General features: G+C 65.3%; 13 protein-coding genes and 1 pseudogene. 3 read left to right on the top strand and 11 right to left on the bottom strand.

The features are described 5' to 3' along the window. Nucleotides 1-149 precede the first annotated feature (149 nt). From scpB to ACVI1L_RS33980, 6 genes and pseudogenes are all read right to left on the bottom strand, one after another. Nucleotides 150-1040, bottom strand: a pseudogene (gene scpB / locus ACVI1L_RS34005) (SMC-Scp complex subunit ScpB); the annotation flags it as partial. Between the two features lie 22 nt (nt 1041-1062). After that, nucleotides 1063-1884 carry a segregation and condensation protein A gene (locus ACVI1L_RS34000; protein ID WP_050420355.1) on the bottom strand — a complete coding sequence of 274 codons (822 nt, stop codon included), beginning with the start codon at nt 1882-1884 and terminating at the stop codon, nt 1063-1065. Further along, a complete protein-coding gene (gene nagZ, locus ACVI1L_RS33995; protein WP_456784903.1) occupies nt 1881-2903 on the bottom strand; it encodes a beta-N-acetylhexosaminidase in 1023 nt (340 codons plus the stop codon). Before nagZ ends, ACVI1L_RS34000 begins: the two co-directional genes overlap by 4 nt. Nucleotides 2904-2949: 46 nt before the next feature. Next, nucleotides 2950-4416 carry an SPOR domain-containing protein gene (locus ACVI1L_RS33990; protein ID WP_456784902.1) on the bottom strand — a complete coding sequence of 489 codons (1467 nt, stop codon included), beginning with the start codon at nt 4414-4416 and terminating at the stop codon, nt 2950-2952. Nucleotides 4417-4534: 118 nt separating this feature from the next. After that, nucleotides 4535-6331: an arginine--tRNA ligase gene (argS, locus tag ACVI1L_RS33985; protein WP_456784901.1), complete on the bottom strand. Its 1797-nt coding sequence runs from the start codon at nt 6329-6331 to the stop codon at nt 4535-4537. Nucleotides 6332-6340: 9 nt separating this feature from the next. Beyond that, nucleotides 6341-7549 carry a deoxyguanosinetriphosphate triphosphohydrolase gene (locus tag ACVI1L_RS33980; RefSeq protein ID WP_456784900.1) on the bottom strand — a complete coding sequence of 403 codons (1209 nt, stop codon included), beginning with the start codon at nt 7547-7549 and terminating at the stop codon, nt 6341-6343. A gap of 138 nt (nt 7550-7687) precedes the next feature. On the opposite strand from ACVI1L_RS33980, the gene erpA reads away from it, so the two are divergent. Continuing rightward, nucleotides 7688-8017 (top strand): iron-sulfur cluster insertion protein ErpA, encoded by a 330-nt coding sequence (gene erpA, locus ACVI1L_RS33975; protein ID WP_016846874.1) that lies wholly within the window; start codon nt 7688-7690, stop codon nt 8015-8017. 63 nt (nt 8018-8080) lie between these two features. Here the strand turns inward: erpA and ACVI1L_RS33970 are convergent, their stop codons facing one another. After that, nucleotides 8081-11209 carry an efflux RND transporter permease subunit gene (locus tag ACVI1L_RS33970; RefSeq protein WP_456784899.1) on the bottom strand — a complete coding sequence of 1043 codons (3129 nt, stop codon included), beginning with the start codon at nt 11207-11209 and terminating at the stop codon, nt 8081-8083. A 3-nt stretch (nt 11210-11212) separates the two neighbouring features. Continuing rightward, the gene (locus ACVI1L_RS33965; protein ID WP_057018545.1) at nt 11213-12346 is read right to left on the bottom strand and encodes an efflux RND transporter periplasmic adaptor subunit; all 1134 of its coding nucleotides are present in this window, start codon (nt 12344-12346) and stop codon (nt 11213-11215) included. 236 nt (nt 12347-12582) lie between these two features. Between ACVI1L_RS33965 and ACVI1L_RS33960 the strand changes: the two genes are divergently transcribed. Both ACVI1L_RS33960 and xth read left to right on the top strand, forming a co-directional pair. Then, on the top strand, nt 12583-13008 hold the full coding sequence (locus tag ACVI1L_RS33960; protein WP_057018546.1) for a GNAT family N-acetyltransferase: 426 nt from the start codon (nt 12583-12585) through the stop codon (nt 13006-13008). Nucleotides 13009-13053: 45 nt separating this feature from the next. After that, nucleotides 13054-13851, top strand: coding sequence for an exodeoxyribonuclease III (gene xth, locus ACVI1L_RS33955; protein WP_316398364.1), 798 nt, complete (start codon nt 13054-13056; stop codon nt 13849-13851). Between the two features lie 21 nt (nt 13852-13872). Here xth and ACVI1L_RS33950 read toward each other — a convergent pair whose 3' ends face one another. The 3 genes from ACVI1L_RS33950 to ACVI1L_RS33940 form a co-directional block, all read right to left on the bottom strand. Then, nucleotides 13873-14709 (bottom strand): tetratricopeptide repeat protein, encoded by an 837-nt coding sequence (locus tag ACVI1L_RS33950; protein WP_026192730.1) that lies wholly within the window; start codon nt 14707-14709, stop codon nt 13873-13875. Next, a complete protein-coding gene (ilvD, locus tag ACVI1L_RS33945) occupies nt 14696-16420 on the bottom strand; it encodes a dihydroxy-acid dehydratase (protein WP_018271516.1) in 1725 nt (574 codons plus the stop codon). The genes ACVI1L_RS33950 and ilvD overlap by 14 nt, the downstream gene beginning before the upstream one ends. Before the next feature lie 259 nt (nt 16421-16679). After that, nucleotides 16680-18296, bottom strand: a complete 1617-nt coding sequence (locus ACVI1L_RS33940; protein WP_456784898.1) for a diguanylate cyclase — start codon at nt 18294-18296, stop codon at nt 16680-16682. Nucleotides 18297-18307 lie beyond the last annotated feature (11 nt).

Raw genomic sequence — 18307 nt, 5'->3', positions numbered from 1 at the left:
CCCTCCAGAAATGGCCGGCGGACCGGCCTGAACTTTGCCGGAAGGTAGGCCCGCGGGGTGTCAAAAACAAGGACCTCGGCCGCGGCAAATCGCTGTCGCGGCTACGTAATATTGCTAGGCTTAACCGGGAATATTCAGGCCTTCTCGCCCTTGTCCTCGGTGGCGGCGTCATCACCCGCGTGGTCGGCGCGGTCTTCCGGCTCGCCGGTGTCAGGTTCGGCCGCATCCGCGTCAGAGGGAACGTCCGCCTCGACCTCCGCTTGGGCGGTCGTTTCGACCTCAGCAGTCCCGACCTCATCAGTCGTTTCTGCGTCGGCCTTCGGTTCCTCGGCTTCCAGCTCGACGGCCGGCGCCAGCAGCAGTTCCAGCGTATCACCCGGCTCGAGCGGCTCCTCGTCCTCCCGCAGCGTCGCGTCATCCGACGGCGACGGAACGGAAAATCCGGTCGGCAGACGCGAGTCGAGCAGACCCGTGCCCTTCAGCTCCTCGAGCCCCGGCAGGTCGCCGAGCGCTTCCAGGCTGAACTGCGACAGGAACGCGTCGGTGGTTCCGAAGGTGAGCGGACGGCCCGGCGTCTTGCGCCGGCCGCGCGGGCGGATCCAGCCGGTCTCGAGCAGCACATCGATCGTGCCCTTCGACGTGACCACGCCGCGAATCTCTTCGATCTCGGCGCGAGTCACCGGCTGGTGATAGGCGACAATCGCAAGCACCTCGATCGCGGCACGCGACAGCTTTCGGGTTTCGGTGCTTTCGCGCGTCATCAGCCACGACAGATCGCCGGCGGTGCGGAACGTCCACTTGTTGGCGACACGCACCAGGTTGACGCCGCGCGGCGCGTATTCCGCCTGCAGCTGCGCGAGCGCCGCCTTGACGTCGACGCCGTCGGGCATCCGCTTTGCCAGCGTTGCCTGATCGATCGGCTCGGCCGATGCAAACAACAGGGCTTCCAGGAGCCGCAATTCCTCAGGACGCGCCACCGGATCCATAGGAGAAACCTCCTCCTCGGGCTCTTCTCTGCGCACTTCCGCCAAGCTTGCCATGGGCTTGCTCTCCTTCTTCCACTTACTCAACCGACAGGTCCGGCGCTGCCATTGCGGCCTGCGCTTGACGCTTTCGGAAATAGATCGGCGCGAACGCCTGCTTCTGGTTGATCTCCATCTCGCCCTCGCGAACCAGCTCGAGGGCGGCAGCGAAGCTCGATGCGAACACCGTCGCCTTCTGGGTGGGATCGGCGACGTAATTCATCAGATACTCGTCGAGGCAGCTCCAGTCCTCGGCGATGCCGACCAGCCGCTCCAGCGACGCACGCGCTTCGGCCAGCGACCATACGGTACGCTTTTGCAGATGAACCGTCGTCAGCACGCGCGACTGGCGCTGCGTGGCGTAGGCCGACAGCAGGTCGTACAGGGTCGCGGTGAACTTCGGATGCTTGATCTCGGCGATCGATTCCGGATTGCCGCGCGGAAAGATATCGCGCTGGAACTGGGGCCGGTTCATCAGCCGGTTCGCCGCCTCGCGGATCGCCTCCAGCCGGCGCAACCGGTTGGCGAGCGCGGTCGCCATTTCCTCGGCGCTCGGCCCCTCCGCGCTCGGCGGCTCGGGCAGCAGGAGCCGCGACTTCAGGAACGCCAGCCACGCCGCCATCACCAGATAGTCGGCCGCAAGCTCGAGGCGAATCTTGCGGGCAGCCTCGATGAACGAAAGATACTGGTCGGCAAGCGCAAGGATCGAGATCTTCGACAGGTCGACCTTCTGCTGCCGCGCCAGCGTCAACAGCAGGTCGAGCGGGCCCTCATAGCCCTCGACGTCGACCACCAGCGCCGGTTCGCCCTCGGCGAGGTCGGCCGGCCGCCCGGTATCAAACGAAAGAATTTCAGCGGTCATGCCGTCCCTACCCGATCCAACAACGCATCCAGTTCAGCCCGTGCCGCCTGCCGGTCGAGCGGCTCAGGCGGCTTGCGCGCGGCGAGCGTCGCCTTGGCGCGCTCAAGCGCCTTGCCGGTCAGTTCCGGCGTTTCGCGTGCGACCTCGCGCATCTCGTCAATATTGCCGTTGCAGTGCAGAACCATGTCGCAACCGGCGGTGACGATGGCGCGGGTCCGCTCGGCAATCGATCCGGCCAGCGCATTCATCGACACGTCATCACTCATCAACAAACCCTGGAACCCGATCAGGCCGCGAATCACCTGTTCGATGATTGTCGCAGAAGTCGTCGCCGGATGGACGGGGTCCAGCGCGCTAAACACAACATGTGCAGTCATGGCCATCGGCAGGTCCGCAAGCGGCTGGAACGCGGCAAAATCGGTCCGTTCCAGCTCGGCCCTGGCGGTATCAACGGTCGGAAGCCGGAAATGGCTGTCCGCCGTGGCCCGGCCATGGCCGGGAATATGCTTGAGAACCGGCAGTACCCCGCCCTGTTCCAGCCCGTCCGTGACCGCGCGGGCGATTGCCGCGACCTTGCCGGGTTCAGTTCCATAGGCCCGGTTGCCGATCACCGCGTCCGCCCCGGCCACGGGAACATCGGCCAAGGGCAGGCAATCGACGGTGATTCCGAGATCGGTCAGATCGGCCGCAATCAGCCGTGAACTGAGCCGGGCTGCCGCAAGCCCGAGCTTCGGATCGATGTCGTAGAGCGCCCCAAAGCTCGCGCCCGGCGGATAGGCCGGCCAATGCGGCGGGCCGAGCCGCTGCACCCGCCCGCCTTCCTGGTCGATCAGGACCGGGGCATCGGCGACGCCGACTGCGGACCGGAGTTCCCCAACAAGAGCCGCCACTTGGGCAGGACTCTCGATGTTGCGCTTGAACAGGATGAAGCCCCATGGCCGCTCGGCGCGAATGAATTCGCGTTCGGCGTCGTTGAGGATCAGCCCGGATATGCCCGTGATGAATGCGCGGTTCGTCATTCGGCCGATTAGGCCGTATGCAGCTCACGGGTCAAGGAAACGGCCTTTAATTTCTTTGGATGAGGCACTGCGGTCCACCCGCCGACATCAGGCTCTTGCACACTTGGCTCGCCTCTTCCGAGGACGCGAACGGGCCCGCGAAGGCGCGGTAGTAGACGCCTTTCTCTCCGAGATCGACGCGCTTCACCACCAAGGGCTGCGAACCGAGCACGTTGCGATACTTGCCCTGCAGCGTCCGGTACGACGCCTGGGCGTCTGCCTCGTTCTTCTGCGAGGAGACCTGGACCAGATATCCGCCGCCCCCAACCGGAGCCGCCGAGGTCGAGGCCACCCGGGTCGGAGGTGCGGCCGGAGCCGCCTCAGCCTGGCCGGGAACAAGCGACATTGGCGAGTTGACGCTGGCGTTGGCCGCAGCCGGGTTGCCGCGCGACACCGGAGACTTCGCCGCCGCCGGAGGTTTCGCCGGCACGGTTGCGGTGGCCTGCGTGCCATCGGGCGTATCGCCCTTGACCGAAAGCGTGCGGACCTTGCGCGGCTCGTTGTTCGGCAACGTGCCGTTCGCGGTGATCGGCGCCGGCGCCGGCTGTGCCGTCTGCACGCTGGCGGGCGGCGGCGGATTCGCATTGGCGTTCAGCGGCGGAAACACGACGCGCGGTCCGGCGGTCTTCGAATTGACGTCGACCGGCGTCTCTTCGCGCGACACGATCTTCTCGGTGCTGTCGCCCGTCGCCATGCGGTCCGGCGTCTTGGCCGGCGCGTCGGCCTGGGCCGGGATCACCTTGGTCGGCGTGTTGTCAGCCTTGATGATCGGCGGCTCACCGCTGCGGGGCGAGCCGACATAGGTCCGGTAGGCATACGCGCCACCGACACCGAACACGCCGAGCGCCAGCACCGCGGCGACCGTTATCAGGCCGCTGCGCCGCCGGCGGGGCTCGGGTTCTTCCTCGTAGGCCTCCTCATAGGCGTAGGGATCGTCCGGATAGGCGGGATCGCGCTGCAGGTCCTGCTCGCCGGCTTCCAGCTGGCCGTAGAGCGCGTCGTCATAGCGCGACGGATCCTGACTCTGACCGCCACTCTGATAGTGCGGCTCCTCGTCAAATGCCTCCGGCTGCCGAGGGGCCTCGACCGGCCGATACTGCGCCACCGGCGCGGGCGCGGGCTGCGCCTGCTGAGCCGCGTAGCGATGCAACGGATGCACTGGCTTCGGCTGGTAGTCCTGCTCGGGCTCTTCGTCTTCGATGTTCTGCACGGGAGGCGGAGCGACAGCCTCCTGCCGCGCGCGCTGCATCCAGGGCGGCGGGCCCGCGGCCGGCGCATCCTCGTCCGCGGCCTGCGGCTCGTATTGTTGCGGCCGCGCGTTGGCGCGCGACTGCAGCGGTCGCGGCGGCGGCTTGTTCGCGCTGCCGAAGGGATCCGTCTGGCCGATCAGCCGTGCCAGTTCGGCAAGCGGATCGCTGTCGGCCTTGGAAGCCGTGTCGGCGGGAAAATGTCGGTCCTGATATCGATCAGCCATTGTGATCATGCATCCCCTTCGGGACAGCGCCAAGATCGCCGGCACAGCCGGTCCGAACGAGTTGGCCCCTGCCAGATGCCCTCACAAATCCCCACTCGTGAGGGCCTAATGCCCCTGCCTACCGCATCTCGGTCGGAGCGTGGACGCCTAGAACAGCTAAGCCCGATGCCAGAACCGAGACGACGCCCTGAACCATTGCCAGTCGCGCCCTCGTGATCTCTGCATCATTATTGATAATGAAGCGTAAATAGGGCAAATCGCGCCCCTTGGTCCAAAGCGCATGAAATTCACTGGCCAAATCATAGAGATAAAAAGCGATTCGGTGCGGCTCATGTGCCACCGCGGCAGCCTCGATTATCCGCGGATAAAGCGCAAGCCGCTTGAGCAGCTCGAGCTCGGCCGGGTCGGTCAGCCGCTCGACCGTAGCATTACGGAGATAGGCCAGCCGGGCCTCATCGGTCTCGGGCAGATCGGGAACCGCTTCCTCCCGCGCGTTGCGGAAGATCGAATGGCCGCGGGCGTGGCCGTACTGGACGTAGAACACCGCGTTGTCTTTTGACTGCTCGATCACCTTGGCGAGGTCGAAATCGAGCACCGCGTCGTTCTTGCGGAACAGCATCATGAATCTGACAGCGTCGGAGCCGACCTCGTCGACCACGTCGCGCAGCGTGACGAATTCGCCGGACCGCTTCGACATCTTCACCGGCTCGCCGTCGCGCAGCAGCTTCACGAGCTGCACGATCTTGACGTCGAGCACAGCCTTGCCCGCGGTCACCGCCTTCACGGCGGCCTGCATGCGCTTGATGTAGCCACCATGATCGGCGCCGAACACGTCGATCAGATTGGTGAAGCCACGCTCGAATTTGTAGCGGTGGTTGGCGATGTCGGATGCGAAGTAGGTGTAGGAGCCGTCCGACTTGATCAGCGGACGATCGACGTCGTCGCCATAGGCGGTGGCGCGGAACAGCGACTGCTCGCGGTCCTCGTAGTCCTCGACCGGCTTGCCCTTCGGGGGCGGCAGGCGGCCCTCGTAGATGTCGCCCTTGGCGCGCAGGAAATCGATCGTCTCGGCGACCTTGTTGTTGCCTGACGTGATAAGCGAGCGCTCGGAGAAGAACACGTCGTGATGGATATTGAGCGCGGCGAGATCGCCCTTGATCATCTCCATCATCATCGCGATCGCCTTGTCGCGCACGATCGGCAGCCACTCGGCTTCGCTCATGTCGAGCAGCTTCTTGCCATATTCCTTGGCGAGTGCCTCGCCGACCGGCACGAGGTAATCGCCGGGATAGAGCCCTTCCGGGATCGCGCCGATGTCCTGGCCCAGCGCCTCGCGGTAGCGCAGGAACGCCGAGCGCGCGAGCACATCGACCTGAGCGCCGGCGTCGTTGATGTAGTATTCGCGGCAGACGTCGAAGCCCGCGAATTGCAGCAGGCTGCACAGCGCGTCGCCGAACACGGCGCCGCGGCAATGGCCGACATGCATCGGTCCGGTCGGGTTGGCCGAGACATATTCGACATTGACCTTCTCGGCCTTGCCGATGTCGCTGCGCCCGTAAGCCGAGCCGGCGGCCAGCACGGCACGCAGCGCGTCCGCCCAGACCTGCGGCTTCAAGGTCAGGTTGATGAAGCCGGGCCCGGCGACATCGACCGAGGCCACCAACGCATCGGCGCGCAGCCGGTCGGCGATCTTGTCGGCGAGTTCGCGCGGCTTGGCCTTGGCATCCTTGGCGAGCACCATCGCGGCATTGGTCGCCATGTCGCCATGGCTGGCGTCGCGCGGCGGCTCCACCACGACGCGGGACAGATCGATGCCGGCGGGCCAATTGTCCTCGGCTGCGACAGCGGCACAGATCGCGTGCACGCGCGTCAGCATGTCGGCAAAAAGGTGTGGTGAAGCAGTGGTGTCGGCCATGGCAGGGCGCTAACGCAAATCCGGGGTCGAGTCAAAAAGCCTTTGATGCTCGATCAGGGCGAAACGGTCGGTCATCCCGGCAATGAAATTGCCGATCCGCCTGTTCCGAGCGCTCCCGGTCTCCTGCACGCTGCCCTCGATCCATTCCGCCGGCAGGTCTTCAGGCGATTGCAGGTAGCGCTCGAACAGGTTGCGGACCACCTCCTCCGCCTCCCCCATCACCAGCATCACCCGCTTGTGGCGATACATCCGCCGGAACAGGAACGCCTTGATCGCCGCCTCCTGCTCCGCCACCTCGGACGGAAACGCAATCAGCGGGGCATTGTGGTGGCGCACGTCGTGGGCCGATTGCGGCTGCGCGGCCGCGAGGCGCCGGCTCGCCTCGTTGAAGACCGCGCTGATGAAGTGTGAGATCAGCTCACGCACCAGTTCGGCGCCGCGCCGGACCTCGTCGAGCCCGGGATAGTGGCGGTCGATCTCGGCGATGATGTCGGCGGTCAGCGGCATCTCTTTGAGGTCGTCGACCGCGAAAAGACCGGCACGCAGGCCGTCATCGATGTCGTGCGCGTCATAGGCGATGTCGTCGGCGAAGGCCGCGATCTGCGCCTCGAGCGAGGCATAGCTCCAGAGCTCGAGGTCGTGGCCCTTGTTGTAGTCGGCAATTCCGATCGGGATTCCACTCCCTAGGTAGCGGCCGGCCGGTGCGCCACCGCGTTCGGTCAACGGACCGTTGTGTTTGACGATCCCTTCGAGCGATTCCCAGGTCAGGTTCAGCCCGCCGAATTCGGGGTAGCGATGCTCCAGCGAGGTGACGACCCGCAGCGCCTGCGCATTATGGTCAAAGCCGCCGTCATCCCTGAGGCATTCGTCGAGCGCCCGCTCCCCGGCATGGCCGAACGGCGGATGGCCGAGGTCATGCGCCAGCGCCAGCGTCTCGGTCAGGTCCTCGTCGACCCCGAGCTGGCGGGCCAGCGCCCGGGCGATCTGCGCGACCTCCAGCGAATGGGTCAGCCGCGTGCGGTAGTGATCGCCTTCGTGGAAGACGAAGACCTGCGTCTTGTGCTTGAGGCGGCGGAACGCGGTGGAATGAATCACCCGGTCGCAGTCGCGCCGGAACGGGCTCCGGGTCCGGCTCGGCGGCTCCGCGACCAGCCGGCCGCGGCTGCGATCGGGGTCGCAGGCATAAGGCGCGCGGGGGGCAGCCATTCCGACCGACACTGTATTTTAGTCCTTATCCATTTGATTCCATGGTCCGACGCACTTAACTATGACTGAGGCGGCCGACCAAATGAATTGGGGATGACGCCGGGCCTGATCCGGATCGGATCATGCTCAAATAGGGTTTCGGAGACCGACATGACTGCTGCCATCACCGTCAGCGAACGGGCCGCCCGCCGGATCGGGCAGATCCTCAGCAAGGAAGGCGAAGGCGCCAAGCTGCGCATTTCGGTCGAGGGCGGCGGCTGCTCCGGTTTCCAGTACAAGTTCGACGTCGAGCGCACCCAGGCCGATGACGACCTCGTGATCGAACGCGACAGCGCGGTGGTGCTGATCGATCCCGCCTCGGTCCCGTTCCTCGCGGGCTCGGAGGTCGACTTCGTCGACGACCTGATCGGCGCCTCGTTCCGCGTCGTCAATCCGAACGCCACCGCCTCCTGCGGCTGCGGCACCAGCTTCTCGATCTAACGCTTCGCGATCCCGGGCGGTTTCTCCCGGCGCGCCGGTTTCCGGCTCGCGCCGAATGCTCGGCTATTCCGCCGCGACCACCTGCGGCCGCTCGACGTCGCCGCCCGCCTCGGCTTGCGGGTCGAGCTTGCGGCGCAGCCTGCGGTCGATGCGGTCGAGATAGATGTAGATCACCGGCGTGATGAACAGCGTCAGCAGCTGCGACACGCAGAGGCCGCCGACCACGGCGACGCCGAGCGGTTGACGCAGTTCGGCGCCGGCACCCGCGCCGAGCGCGATCGGCAGCGTGCCGAAGATCGCCGCGAACGTCGTCATCATGATCGGACGGAAGCGCAGCAGTGCCGCCTCGCGGATCGCGTGCTCGGCGCTGAGGCCGACCCGGCGACGCTCCAGCGCGAAGTCGACCATCATGATCGCATTCTTCTTGACGATGCCGACCAGCATCACGATGCCGATCATCGCAATCACAGACAGCTCCATCCCGAACATCATCAGCGTCAGGATCGCGCCGATACCGGCCGACGGCAGGCCGGAGATGATGGTGATCGGGTGGATGAAGCTCTCATAGAGAATGCCGAGGATCACGAAGGCTGCGAACACCGCGGCGAGGATCAGCACGCCCTGCCCGCGCAGCGAATCCTGGAACACCTGCGCGGTGCCGGAGAAGCCGGTCACAATCGTCGGCGGCAGGTTCGCGGTCTGCTCGAGTTCGGTGATCTTGTCGACCGCGTAGCCGAGTGAGGTGCCCGGCGCGAGGTTGAACGAGATCGTCACCGCCGGCTGCTGGCCCTGGTGGTTGATCTGCAACGGCCCGACCGTCGGCACCAGCCTCGCCACCGCATCCAGCGGAATGGTCTGGTTGTTCGCGGTCTTCATGTAGAGCTTCGAGAGGTCGGACGGATCGACGCGGAACTGCGGCTGCACCTCGAGGATGATCTGGTAGTCGTTCGACGGCATGTAGATGGTGCCGACCTGCCGCGCGCCATAGGCGTTGTAGAGCTGGTTGCGGACCTGATCGACGGTGACGCCGTAGACCGCCGCCTTCTCGCGGTCGATGTCGACCGTCATCTGCGGGTTCTTGATGTACAGGTCGGTGGTAACGTCGAGCAAGCCCGGAATCTTCTCGATCTTGTCGCGCATCTCGGGCGCCAGCCGGTACAGCGCCTCGGTATCGCCGCTCTGCATCACATACTGATACTGGCTCTTGGAGATGCGCCCGCCGATGCTGAGGTTCTGGATGCTCTGGAAGAACGCCTGCATGCCCGGGATCTCGCGCGCCTTCTGCCGCAGACGGCCGATCACCACGGTGGCGTTGTCACGCATCTTCTGCGGCTTCAGCGCGATGAACAGACGGCCGTAATTCGCCGTCGGATTGGGACCGCCGGAGCCGACCGTAGAGTTGATGTACTCTATCGCCGGATCGGTCCGCAGCACCTCGACCAGCGCCTGCTGGCGCACCTTCATCGCCTCGAACGAGGTGTCGGTCGCAGCCTCCGTCACGCCGATCAGAAAGCCGGTGTCCTCCTGCGGGAAGAAGCCCTTCGGCACGATCATGTAGAGGTAGATGGTGCCGCCCAGCGTAGCCAGCGTCACCACCAGCATCAGGGCCTTCTTGGCCAGCACCCAATCCAGCGCCCATTCATAGGCCCGCAGCCAGGCCTCGAACATCGCCTCGAACGCCCGCAGCACGACGTTCGGCCGCTTGGTCGCGTCATGCGCGCGCAGCACACGGGCGCACAGCATCGGCGTCAGGGTCAGCGACACGAAGCCGGAGACGATGATCGCAACCGAGATCGTCACCGCGAATTCGCGGAATACGCGGCCGACGATGCCGCCCATCAGCAGCACCGGGATGAACACGGCGATCAGCGAGAAGGTGATCGAGATGATCGTGAAACCGATCTCGCGGGCACCCTTCAGCGCCGCCTCGAACGGCTTCATGCCGTGCTCGATGTGGCGGACGATGTTCTCCAGCATGACGATGGCGTCGTCGACCACGAAGCCGACCGAGAGCGTCAGCGCCAGCAGCGTCATGTTGTTGATGGAGTAATCCAGCGCGTACATCGCCGCGCACGTGCCCAACAGCGAGATCGGCACCGCGAGCGCCGGGATGAAGGTGGCAGAGGCCGAGCGCAGGAACAGGAAGATCACGAGGATCACGAGGCCGATCGCGATCAGCAGGGTCTCCTCGACGTCGCTGACCGCCTGGCGGATCGAGACCGAGCGGTCCATCATGACCTGCATGGTCACCGAGGGCGGGATCGCGGCGCGCAGCGCCGGCAGCTTGGCCAGCACGGCGTCGACCACCGCCACGGTGTTGGCGTCGGGCTGCTTCTGGATCGCGAGCACGATCGCCCGCTCGTCGTTCATCCAGGTCGCGATCTTGTCGTTCTCGACGCTGTCATAGACCTTGGCGATCTCGTCGAGCCGGACCGGCGAGCCGTTGCGCCAGGCGACATAGATCTGGCGGTAGTCGGCCGCCTTGTCCATCTGGCCGGAGGCCTGCAGCGCGACGTCCTGCTTGGGGCCATTCAAGGTACCGACCGGCGTCGACGAATTGGCGCGCGACACCGCGGCGCGGATATCCTCCATCGAGACGCCGCGCGCGGCGGCGGCCTCCGGATCGGCCTGAACGCGGATGGCGAATTTCTGCGCGCCGTAGATCAAGACCTGGGCGACGCCCGGCAGCTGCGACAGTGCCTGCCCGATCGTGATGTCGCCGTATTCGTTGACGCTCGACAACGGCAGCGTCGCCGAGCCGAGCGAGACGAACAGCACCGGGAAGTCCGCCGGGTTCACCTTCCGGAAGCTCGGCGGGATCGTCATCTCGATCGGCAGCCGGCGCTGCGCGATCGTCAACGCGGTCTGCACGTCGAGCGCGGCGGCATCGATGTTGCGGTTGAGGTCGAACTGGATGGTGATGACGCTCGTGCCCTGCGAGGAGTTCGAGGACATCGAGGAGATGCCGGCAATGGTCGAGAGCTGGCGCTCGATGATGCCGGCGACCGAGGCCGCCATGGTGTCGGCGCTGGCGCCGGGCAGGGTCGCGGTCACCGCGATGGTCGGGAAGTCCACCTTGGGCAGCGCCGAGACCGGCAGCAGGCGGAAGCCGAACACGCCGAATGCGATGATCGACGCCGTGATCAGCGTCGTCATGACCGGGCGGCGGATGCAAAGCTCGGAGAGCGTCATCGGTCAGGCTCCGGCCTTGCGCGCCCGCAGTTCAACCCGCGATCCCTCCGAGAGCAGCAGCTGGCCGTCAACGACGACGCTTTCATCGCCCGCCAATCCGTCTGAGATCACCGATGAGCCCTGGAAGGTGCGATCGACCTTGACCGGCCGGACCTTGGCAACGCCGTCCTTGACGACGAAGACGAAATTGCCGTTCTGGCTGCGCTGCACCGCGACCGTCGGCACCACGACCGCGTCTTCGCTGCGGATGATCAGCTTGGTCTGCACGATGGTGCCGGGCCAGAGCGTCTCGCTCTCGTTGTTCATGATGCCGCGCACGGTCACCATGCCGGTGGTCGCGTCGACGGCGTTCTCCACCATCGCGACCTTGCCGCGCTCGGAGCGCTGGTGGCCGGGAATGGTCGCGATCACCTTTGAATCGCCCTTCCCCATGGCGTCGCGCAGATCGACCAGCGCCCGCTGCGGAATCGCGAAGGTGACGTAGACCGGTGCCATCTGGTTGATGACCGCGAGCGGCTGGGTGTCGGCGGGGCGGACGAAGTTGCCGACCTTGACGTTGGCGGCGCTGATCCGTCCCGCGAATGGTGCGCGGATGACGGTGTAGCTCTTCTGGACGCGGAGGTTCTCCAGCGCGAAGCGGTCGGCCTTGATGGTGCCGATCAGGACGTCGGACTGGGTCTTGGCGTTGTCGAGGTTGACCTGGGTGGTCGCACCCTTGCCGACCAGTTCGGTGTAGCGGCGGAGGTCGCGCTGCGCGCCCTCGAGCTGGGCCTGGTCTCGGGCCAGGACGCCCTCGGCCTGTTCGATCTGCGCGTCGATCTGCCGCGCGTCGAGGGTGAACAGCAGGTCGCCTTCATTGACCCTGGCGCCGTCCTCGAAATGCACCGAGACGATGGTGGTCTCCAGCCGCGACTTCAGCGCCACGCTGGAGATCGGCGTGACCTGTCCAATGGCATCGACATCGACCGGAACCGATTTGCGTTCCGCCTTAGCGAGATCCACGGACACCACGCGCGGCCGCGCCGTCCCTTGCGCGGTGGCGGCGCCGCCACCCATCCATGAAGTGCGGGTCATGTAAGCCGCCCCGGCCGCAATGCCGAGAACAGCGACAGTCAGAACCAAATTGCGTTTTTTCATAAGTTTTGCACGTGCGCCGCCGGCTTCCCTTGAAGGCCGGTGCGCGTCGTCACTCCCCCATCGGCAATTGTTGCGCCTTGTTTCCTGCGAGGGTTAGCACAGGCGGACCGCCCATGGTATGCCACCTAAGTGAAATAGTGCGGCTTCAATCCGGTGATTTGCATGCGCATCGCCGGACGTTTTGAGTAACCGGGCCGCATCCGTTCTGCTTCATTGAGCTTTCGAATCGCGACCTTATGTCCACCTCCGTCCTTGTCTGCCCCTGGGAAGAAGCTCGCGAACGCTCCCGTGCCATCCGCTACAGCGTCTTCGTCGAGGAACAGCGGGTGCCGGTAGAACTGGAATGGGACGACATGGACGCATCGAGCTGGCATGCGCTGGCGTTCGCCGACGACGGTGCGCCCTTGGCCACGGGCCGGCTGCTGCCGGACGGTCATATCGGCCGCATGGCCGTGCTCAAAGCGGCGCGCGGCACAGGCGTAGGCGCCCGCGTGCTGGACGCGCTGATGGCCAAGGCGGCCGAACTCGGCTATCCGGAACTGATCCTCAACGCGCAGACGCACGCGGAGCCGTTCTACGCACGCGTCGGCTTCGAGCGGATCGGCGCGGAATTCGAGGAGGCCGGCATCCCGCACATCGAGATGCGGAAGCGCCTGGTCTAAGCGGGGCGGCGCTCGGTCACGTGCCCCCACAATGAAGGAAGTCCGATGGCAGTTCGCATCGCTACGTGGAACGTCAACTCGGTCCGGCAACGGATCGAGCTTCTGGTCAGCTGGCTGAAGGAGTGCTCCCCCGACATCGTCTGTCTGCAGGAGATCAAATGCGTCGATGATGCGTTTCCCCGCCTCGAGGTCGAGGCGCTCGGGTACAATGTCGTCACCCACGGCCAGAAGACCTTCAACGGCGTCGCGCTGCTGTCGAAGCTGCCGTTCGACGAAACCAAATCGGGCCTCGCCGGTGACGACGAGGACGCCCATGCCCGCTTCCTCGAGGGCGTCGTCACGCTGAAGCAGGGCGTGATCCGGGTCGCGTGCCTTTATCTGCCCAATGGCAACCCCGCCAATACCGACAAATATCCGTACAAGCTCAAGTGGATGTCGCGGCTTCTTGAGTACACGCGGGAACGGCTGAAGGCCGAGGAGCCGTTGATCCTGGCCGGCGATTTCAACGTCATCCCGGCCGCGCGCGACGTCTACAATCCCGCCGCCTGGGCCGATGACGCCCTGTTTCGGCCTCAGACCCGCGAGGCCTTCCAGTCGCTGCTCGGCCTCGGCCTGACCGACGCGCTGCGGGCGGTCAATGACGAGCCGGGCCAGTACACTTTCTGGGACTACCAGGCCGGCGCCTGGCAAAAGAACTGGGGCCTGCGCATCGACCACCTGTTGATGTCGGCACAAGCGAGCGACCGGCTGATCGACGTCGGCATCGACAGCTATGTGCGGGCTTGGGAGAAGCCGTCCGACCATGTCCCGGTCTGGGCCGATCTCGATTTCGAGATCGCCTGACCCCGCCGGCCGGCGGGAAGATCAATCCCGGCGGCCCTGCACCCAGTGCTCGAGCATCTGCAGCGCCATCGCGCGATCGTCCTCGGAGGCCTTGGCGATCGCCCGGTTGTAGCTTTCCTTGATCCAGGCCTCATCCGGCGTCGCGCTGTCGCGCGCCAGCGTCAGCCACATCAGGCCGCGGGCCCGCTGCGGCGGCAGGCGGTCGCCGTTGAACAGCATCTGGCCGAGCAGCGCCTGCGCCTGATGCTGGCCCTTCTGGGCGGCAAGCCCGAGCCAGCGCGCGCCGTAGCGGAAGTCGTCCCGCGAGGCGTCCGGCGTCTTCAGGTAGAGCCGGGCAAGGTCGTATTGGGCGTCGGCATTGCCGAAATAGGACGCGGCATAGGAGAACATCTCCCGCGCCCGCTCGGTGTCCGCCTTCACCTTGGAATTGGGAATGCCGCTCAGATAGTAGCGGCCGAGCGCGACGAAGGCGTTGGCCACGATCGAGGCCTGCGGTGCCGACGGCGAATCCTCGGCATGCGCATTGGCGATCCGGCTGAAATATTCGAAGGCGCGCATGTCGTCCTGGATGACGCCGTCGCCCTCGGCGTACATCTTGCCGAGCTTCCACTGCGCGACGGGGTGGCCGCCTTCGGCCTGGTACTGCAGCGTGCTGAACGACGAGGTCGGCGAGGTCGCCGCAGGCGCCACTGGAGTGGCGGCCCGTTTCAGCGCGCCGGCGGTCCCCGGCTGCGGGGAAACCACAGGAAGAACCGTATCTTGTGGGTTGACCGGTGCGCCGTCGAATCCGAATCCGGGGCCCGCCACCGGGATGGCCCCTAACGCAAACGCCAATATCGTACGCCTAAACGTCCGCATAACACTGTTTCTCGTACGCGCCACCCGGATGGGTGACTGCGCCATCCACCGCCGGCCCCACTTGCTCGGCGTACTTCCACAGCGCACCAGATGTATGGTTCGTCGCGCGAGGGGCCCATTTGGTCTTACGATTTGCGAGTTCGGCGTCGCTCAAATTTACGTTAAGGGTGCCGGCGACCGCATCGATCTCGATGATGTCGCCGTCTTGCAACAACCCGATCGGCCCGCCGACGGCCGCTTCAGGTCCAATATGTCCGATGCAGAAGCCACGGGTGGCGCCGGAGAACCGGCCATCGGTGATCAGCGCAATCTTGCCGCCCATCCCCTGCCCGGTCAGTGCCGCCGTGGTCGCCAGCATCTCCCGCATGCCGGGACCGCCCTTCGGCCCCTCGTAGCGGATCACGATAACCTCGCCTTCCCTGTAGGTGCGCTTCTGCACCGCCTCGAAGGCGTCTTCCTCGCGGTCGAAGCACCGGGCCGGACCGGTAAACCTCAGGTTGGACATTCCCGCGACCTTCACGATCGCACCCTCCGGAGCGAGATTACCCTTCAGCCCGACAACCCCACCCGTCACGGTGATCGGATTGTCGGCGGGCCGCACCACATCCTGGTGCGGATTCCATTTCACGCTTTTGAGGTTTTCGGCGATCGTTCGGCCAGTGACGGTCAGGCAATTCCCGTGCAGGTGGCCATTGTCGAGCAGCGTCTTCATCAGCAGCGGAATGCCACCTACTTCAAACATGTCTTTGGCAACATAACGGCCGCCCGGCTTCAAATCCGCGACGTAAGGAGTCTTTTTGAAGATTTCGGCAACGTCGAACAAATTGAATTTAATGCCGCACTCATGGGCAATCGCCGGCAGGTGCAGCGCAGCATTGGTCGAACCACCTGAGGCTGCAACCACGGCCGCAGCATTTTCAAGGGCTTCGCGGGTGACGATGTCGCGGGGCCGGATGTTTTTCTCGATCAGCTCCATCACCTTCTCGCCGGCGGCGGCGCAGAAGGAGTCGCGGATCTCGTAGGGCGCCGGAGCCCCGGCGGAATACGGGAGCGCGAGGCCAATCGCCTCGGAGACGGTCGCCATGGTGTTGGCGGTGAACTGGGCGCCGCAGGCGCCGGCCGACGGGCACGCCACCCGCTCGATCTCGTCGAGGTCCTCGTCCGACATGGCGCCGACCGAGTGCTTGCCAACCGCCTCGAACATGTCCTGGACGGTGACCGGCTGGCCGCGGAAGTTGCCGGGCAGGATCGAGCCGCCATAGATGAAGATCGACGGAACGTTGAGGCGGACCATCGCCATCATCATGCCCGGCAGCGACTTGTCGCAGCCGGCGAGCCCGACCAGCGCGTCATAGGAGTGGCCGCGGACCGTCAGTTCGACCGAATCGGCGATGCATTCGCGCGACGGCAGCGACGAGCGCATGCCGTCATGGCCCATTGCGATGCCGTCGGTGACGGTGATGGTGCAGAACTCGCGCGGCGTGCCACCGGCCGAGGCCACGCCCTTCTTCACCGCCTGCGCCTGGCGCATCAGCGAGATGTTGCAGGGAGCGGCTTCATTCCAACATGAAGCAACGCCGACAAAGGGTTGATGAATCTGGGCTGTCGTCAGCCCCATCGCGTAGAGATAGGACCGGTGCGGAGCGCGTTCGGGCCCTTCCGTCACGTGACGGCTGGGCAGCCTGCCCTTGATGTTCGTCTTGGCGTCCATCGCGACCCTGTTCCCGGCGCTCTTTCCTCCATCAACGCCGGAACCCGAAAAAATGTCCCGCCGTCGGAGCGCTGGCTATTCAGCTACGTGAATATCCTTTCATGTCGGGGTGTGGCTAAAAAGCGGCGCGACTACGGACCGGGTGCTTTTAAGGTTAAATGTTCAGGCACCGTTGCAACATCGCAACAATCGTGGCCGCCGGGCAACCATGTATTATCAGTCCTTATAGGGACCTGACGGGGACCCGACCGCCTGCAATTTACCCGGCGGCCAGCTTCGGTGGCGACGGAGGTGACCAGCACTCCGTGCGATTCCTGCCGTGCTCCTTGGCCTGGTAGAGCGCCGCATCGGCAGCCTTCATTAGGGCATCGATCCCCGGCATGCTTGTGAGCGCCTCGGCAACGCCGATGCTCACCGTGAGTGATACCGGCCGATCATCCGCACCCACCGTCAGCGCTTCCGCCCTCTTGCGGATGCGTTCGGCGACGGTTCGGGCGCGCGACAATGTGGTCTCCGGCAGCAGGACGGCGAACTCCTCGCCTCCAACGCGGCCGACGACGTCGGACTTGCGCTTGCCCCGAATGCATATCCCGGCAACAGCCTTGATGGCCTCGTCACCGACCGCATGTCCGAAGCGGTCATTGATGCTCTTGAAGTGATCGATATCGACCATCAGCACGGATACCGAACGATAGTAGCGCTGGAACCGGCTCCACTCCGCATCCAGCGTCGCCAGGAAGTGCCGACGGTTGAACAATCCGGTGAGCGGATCGGTGGTCGCGAGCACCTCCAGCTGCCGTGCGTTGCGTACGAGATCGGTCACGTCGACGAAGGTCAGCATGCGACCGCCGTTTGCCATGGTCGAGCAATGGATCCTGATATGGCGGCCGTCCGGCGTCTGCACGTCGCGCTTGTGATCGCCTGCCTTGATCTCCGCAATCCGCTTCGCAGGAAAGGCCCTGATCTGCTCCGGGGTCGCGCCCGTCGGAACGGCGCGGCGGTTGCGCGTGAGCAGTGTGATGTATGCCGGATGCCGCGCGACCTCCTCCTCGCTCACTTCCCAGAATTCCCGCATTCGCCGATTGAGGAAGATCGCATTGAGATCGCGGTCGAGCAGGACGACGCCGTCTTCGACGTTCTCGAGCGCGCCGGTCAGCACCTTCAGCTTGTCGGATGCGCGCACGATGTCGGTCACGGGCGTGTAGCTCACCATCCGGCCGCCGTCGGGCAGCGGCGTGCACTGACATCGAACCACGTCGCCATTGCTGCGCCTGAGATCGATCGGGCTCGGGTCCCCGACGTTCACGAGGCGGACGCGCTCGGCAACATAAGCTTCGAGCTGCGCGGCCGGCAGCTCGTAGGCCATGGTCTTGCAGCCGTGATGCATCAGGTCGGTGAAGCTGGGGTTGCGGTCGGCCACCTCGTCCGGAAGCCGCCACATGTTCCGAAACGCGCGGTTGATGAACTGGGCCTTCAGCTCCACGTCCAACAGCAGGATGCCGACGGGTATCTGATCGAGCGCCGCGCGCAGCGCCAGCATGTGCCCGCGCAGAATATCGCCGCTGCGCCGCTCCGGAATGGCGGCCGGCGCAGGAGCGGCAGGCGTGGGCGCCGCAGCGTTGGCCTGCTGCTCTTCAAAAACCAGGCCGAGCTGGCGGTCCGATTGCCACAGCCGTTTGCATGGCTTCACCTGATTGCTGCCGACGAGCAACAGTTGAATGTGATCGGGAATGCCAACGACACTTTCGAGTTCCACGGTGGCGCCCGTCTCCGTGAGCTGGCGGACCGTGCAGTCGAAGGCCGACCGGCCGAAGTTGAAGACGATCTTTCCGGCCAGAAACGTTCGGCCGCGGGAAGCTGACACCTGTCCGGACATAGCGAGAATCC

The sequence above is a fragment of the Bradyrhizobium sp. USDA 4516 genome, assembly GCF_054055915.1.
The sequence above is the reverse complement of the archived record's forward strand: the minus strand, read 5'-3'. Positions and strand labels throughout refer to the sequence as shown.